General features: G+C 67.9%; 3 protein-coding genes and 2 pseudogenes. 4 read left to right on the top strand and 1 reads right to left on the bottom strand.

Annotated features, from left to right (window positions below; genetic code table 11):
• Positions 1-173: tripartite tricarboxylate transporter substrate-binding protein (locus AD428_RS24495; RefSeq protein WP_255352192.1), on the bottom strand; the 173-nt coding region annotated here is incomplete at its 3' end.
• A gap of 50 nt (positions 174-223) precedes the next feature.
• Between AD428_RS24495 and AD428_RS06550 the strand changes: the two are divergent.
• From AD428_RS06550 to AD428_RS06535, 4 genes and pseudogenes are all read left to right on the top strand, one after another.
• A pseudogene (locus AD428_RS06550) lies at positions 224-1,039 on the top strand (ABC transporter ATP-binding protein); the annotation flags it as partial.
• A gap of 46 nt (positions 1,040-1,085) precedes the next feature.
• Positions 1,086-2,657: an ABC transporter substrate-binding protein gene (locus AD428_RS06545; protein ID WP_053244592.1), complete on the top strand. Its 1,572-nt coding sequence runs from the start codon at positions 1,086-1,088 to the stop codon at positions 2,655-2,657.
• 4 nt (positions 2,658-2,661) lie between these two features.
• Positions 2,662-3,990 carry an acyl-CoA thioesterase/bile acid-CoA:amino acid N-acyltransferase family protein gene (locus tag AD428_RS06540; RefSeq protein ID WP_053244591.1) on the top strand — a complete coding sequence of 443 codons (1,329 nt, stop codon included), beginning with the start codon at positions 2,662-2,664 and terminating at the stop codon, positions 3,988-3,990.
• 25 nt (positions 3,991-4,015) lie between these two features.
• Positions 4,016-4,312: pseudogene (locus AD428_RS06535) on the top strand (carboxymuconolactone decarboxylase); the annotation flags it as partial.

The raw sequence follows: 4,312 nt of genomic DNA, 5'->3' as shown, positions 1-4,312 counted from the left end.
GGGTTGGTTCGACGAACAACGGCCGCACTTTTCCGGCCTTGATGAACGGGCGTTTGCACGCCGGTATTGTCCAGCACGGCGTTGATGTGCCCGCCCAGCAGATCGTTCATGGCCGGGCTGCTGCCCTTGTAAGGAACGATGTTCACCTGGATGCCGGCGGCACGCGCGAACATGAGCTGCGTCAGATGCTGCTGCGTGCCCAGGCCCGCATTGCCGAAGGTGATGCGGCAAGTCCACGCTGGGCCGCATGGCCGTGGGCCTGCTCGCGCCTTCCGACGGCGATGTGCTGGTCAACGGCCGCAGCGCGGCGCAGATGACGCCGGCCCAGGCGCACGAGGCGCGCCTGAAGGTGCAGATGGTGTTCCAGGACCCCTACGCCAGCCTGAACCCGCGCCTGCGCGTGGACGAGATCGTGGGCGAAGCCGCGCGCATCCACGGCCTGGTGGACCGCGCCGGGCTGGACGACTATGTGAGCGCGCAGCTCGAGCGCGCCGGGCTCGACCCCGCGCTGCGCCAGCGCTATCCGCATCAGTTCAGCGGCGGCCAGCGCCAGCGCATCGGCATCGCACGCGCCCTGGCCGTGCAGCCCGACATGCTGGTCTGCGACGAGGCCGTGGCGGCGCTGGACGTGTCCATCCAGGCGCAGATCCTGAACCTCTTCATGGACCTGCGCGAAGAGCTGGGCCTGACCTATCTTTTCATCAGCCACGACCTGGGCGTGGTGGAGCACCTGTCGGACCGCGTGGTCATCATGTACCTGGGCCGCGTGGTGGAGAGCGCGCCGGTAGAGGAAGTGTTCCGCCGGCCCAACCATCCCTACACCCAGGCGCTGCTGGCCGAGATCCCGAGCCTGAAGGCGCGCCACAAGACCTTTACCGCCATCAAGGGCGAGATCCCCAGCCCGATCAACCCGCCCGCCGGCTGCCATTTCCACCCGCGATGTCCGCATGCGATGCCGCGCTGCAAGACCGAGGTTCCCACGCTGAAGGGAATCGCCATCAACCACCAGTCGGCCTGTCATCTCAACGACATGGCCTGAACTGGACCATTCCGACGAACGTTCCCCCTTACCAAGGACTCCGGACATGAAACGCCTGATTCTCTCCACCCTGGCCGCCGCCCTTTTCGGCGTCTCCGCCGCCGCCAGCGCCGACGACCTCGCCATCGGCTTTGCCGACCCGCTCTCCTCGCTGGACCCGCAGCTCAACAACCACGCGGGCGACCGTTCGGTGGACCTGCATTTCTGGGATCTGCTGATCGAGAACAAGTGGAACAAGCTGCAGCCCGGCCTGGCCGTGAGCTGGAAACCGCTGGACAACACCACCTGGGAATTCAAGCTGCGCGAAAACGTGAAGTGGCAGGACGGCGCGCCCTTCACCGCCGAAGACGTGATCTTCTCCTACACCCGCGCGCGCGCCGTGCCGGGCAGCGTGGCGACCTTCGCCGGCTACCTGCGCACCATCGACGGCATGACGGCCAAGGATCCGCACACGCTCATCATCAAGACCAAGGCGCCCAACCCCGACCTGCCGCTCAACCTGGCTTCGGTGCATATCGTCAGCAAGCACATCGGCGAGAAGTCGAGCACCGAAGACTACAACTCGGGCAAGGCCGTAATCGGCACCGGCCCGTACAAGTTCGTTTCGTACACGCCGGGCGACCGCGTCCTCATGACGCGCAACGAAGCCTACTGGGGCGACAAGCCGATCTGGGAAAAGGTCAATTACCGGTACATCAACAATGCGGCCGCGCGCACCGCGGCGCTGCTGGCCGGCGACGTGGACGTGATCGACAAGGTGTCGGTGTCCGACCTCGCCAAGCTCAAGCAATCGCCCAACATCTCGGTCTTCCCGTACAACGGCCTGCGCGTCATGCTGCTGCAGCCGAGCTTCAACCCGGCGCCCAATCCCTACATCACCGACAACGCCGGCAAGCCGCTGCCCAAGAACCCGCTGCTGGACGTGCGCGTGCGCGAGGCGCTCAACCTCGCCATCAACCGCAAGGCCATCGTGGACCGCATCCTGCGCGACGCCGCCACCGAGGCCAACCAGTGGATGCCGGAAGGCACCATCGGCTACAACCCCGACATCAAGAACGTTCCCTACGACGCCGAGCGCGCCAAGAAGCTGCTGGCCGAGGCCGGCTACCCCGACGGCTTCAACCTGACCATGCACGTTCCCAACGACCGCTATCCGCAGGGTCCGGAAACGGCGCAGGCGGTGGCGCAGTTCTGGTCGCGCATCGGCGTGAAGACCAAGGTGGAAGTGGTGCCCTGGGCGGTGTACTCGGGCCGCGCCAACAAGAACGAATACGCCATGAGCATGCTGGCCTGGGGCAACGGCACCGGCGAAGGCACCTACGCCATGGTCAACATCCTGGCCACCGTGGACACCAAGAAGGGCCTGGGCGCCTCCAATTGGGGCCACTACAGCAGCAAGGCGCTGGACCAGGCGCTGGAGCAGGCCACTTCCGAGTTCGATCCCGAGAAACGCGAAGCCATCATGCGCGCCGCCGCCAAGACCGTGTCGGACGACGTGGGCATTATTCCGCTGTACCACTACAAGAACATCTGGGCCGCCAGGAAAGGCCTGAAGGTCACCCCGCTGACCAGCGACCGCACGGCCGCCATGATGGTGACCAAGGACTCGGGCAAGTAACGCCATGGCGCCTACCCTTTCCATTACGCCGCCGGACGCCCTGATCGACGTGCCGCGCCACATCCGGGTGGAACACGTCGCGCCCGGCCAGACGGTGGAGATCACCGCCCTCACCCGCCGCAACGGCGTGCTGTGGCAAAGCCATGCCGCCTACGCGGCGGGTGAGGACGGCAGCGTGGACCTCACCCGCGACGCGCCGGTCTCCGGCGACTACGCCGGCCTCTCGCCCATGGGTCTGGTCTGGTCCCAGTCCCCCGTGGATCCGCCCAGCCGGGAGCTGTTCAACCATCCCGTCGCCGAACCGCTGGTTACCGAGGTGATCGTGCGCGCCGCCGGCGCGCAAGCCCGCGCCAGCTTCGTCCAGCGCCTGGCCGCCGACGGCGTCACGCGCCAGGACGTGCGTGAAGAAGGCCTGGTCGGCACGCTGTACCTGCCGCCCGGCCCCGGCCCGCATCCCGCGGTAATGATCCTCAACGGCTCGGGCGGCGGCATCAACGAACCGCGCGCCGCGCTCTATGCATCGCGGGGCTACGCCGCCTTCGCCCTGGCGTATTTCAAGGCGCCCGGCCTGTCGGACTACATTTCCAACACGCCGCTGGAGTATTTCCAGACCGGCCTGCGCTGGCTGCGCAAGAAGGTGCGCCCGCTGCACGACTTCGTGGCGGTGAGCGGCCAGTCGCGCGGCGGCGAACTGGTGCTGTTGCTGGGCGCGACCTTCCCCGACGAAGTCTCGGCCGTGGTGGCCTATGTGCCGGGCGCGGTGGTGCACAGCGCGCAGAACGCCTGCGACCCCAGGCTCGGCCGCGAGGGCCCGACCTGGCTCCTGGGCGGCAAGCCCCTGCCCCACGTCTGGGAAAACAACCGCACCGCCACCTGGGCGCCCTTTGACGAAGGCCCCGCCCCGCACCGCCACGAACGCGCCATTCTCACCGCGCTGCGGGATCCCGACGCCGTGGCCCGCGCCCGCATCAAGGTGGAGAACATCCGGGGCCCGGTCATGCTGCTCTCGGCCACCGACGACGGCTCCTGGCCGTCGAGCCTCTACTCGAGGATGGTGCGCGACAAGCTGGAAGAAGTGCGGCACCCGTATCCGGTGCGATGGCTGGACTATCAGAACGGCGGTCACGCCATTCTGTTTCCCTACGTGCCCACCACCCAGCTCGTCTACGCCCACCCCGTGTCCGGCAAGATCAGCACCAGCGGCGGCAACCCCCGGGACAATGCGCGCGCGGACGAGGAGTCCTGGGAAGGCGTGCGCCAGTTCCTGGACGCGGCGGTCAAGGCCCGCGCCGGCGGCGCGCAGGCCGCCCCTGCCGGCCATGCCGCCGGCTGAACGACACCTCAGGAGATTCTCTAACATGGCACAGCAACCCATCGTGTACGACGCTGCCCGCGACCTGGTGGACCAGATCGCCGGCCTGAAGCCCGACAGCAGGACCTACGCCGTCCGCCACCAGCGCGACAAGGTCGCGGCCGCCACCCAGGGCAGCTACGACGCCCTCTTCGACCCCGCGCTTGCCGGCCTCACGCTGGCCGAGCGCCTGCTCGTCGCGCTCTACGCCTCGCGCCTGACGCCCGCGCCCGAACTGGCCGCCCACTACCGCCAGCGCCTGGCCGACGCCGGCGCAGCGCCGCCGATATCGCCGTCGCGGATC

This window comes from Achromobacter sp. DMS1 (genome assembly GCF_001270295.1).
Note: the sequence above shows the minus strand (reverse complement) of the source record. Positions and strands in the feature narration are given on the sequence as shown.

Coding starts and splice junctions, on each gene's coding strand:
- AD428_RS06545 (WP_053244592.1), top strand. CDS start 1,086: ATGAAACGCCTGATTCTCTCCACCCTGGCCGCCGCCCTTTTCGGCGTC.
- AD428_RS06540 (WP_053244591.1), top strand. CDS start 2,662: ATGGCGCCTACCCTTTCCATTACGCCGCCGGACGCCCTGATCGACGTG.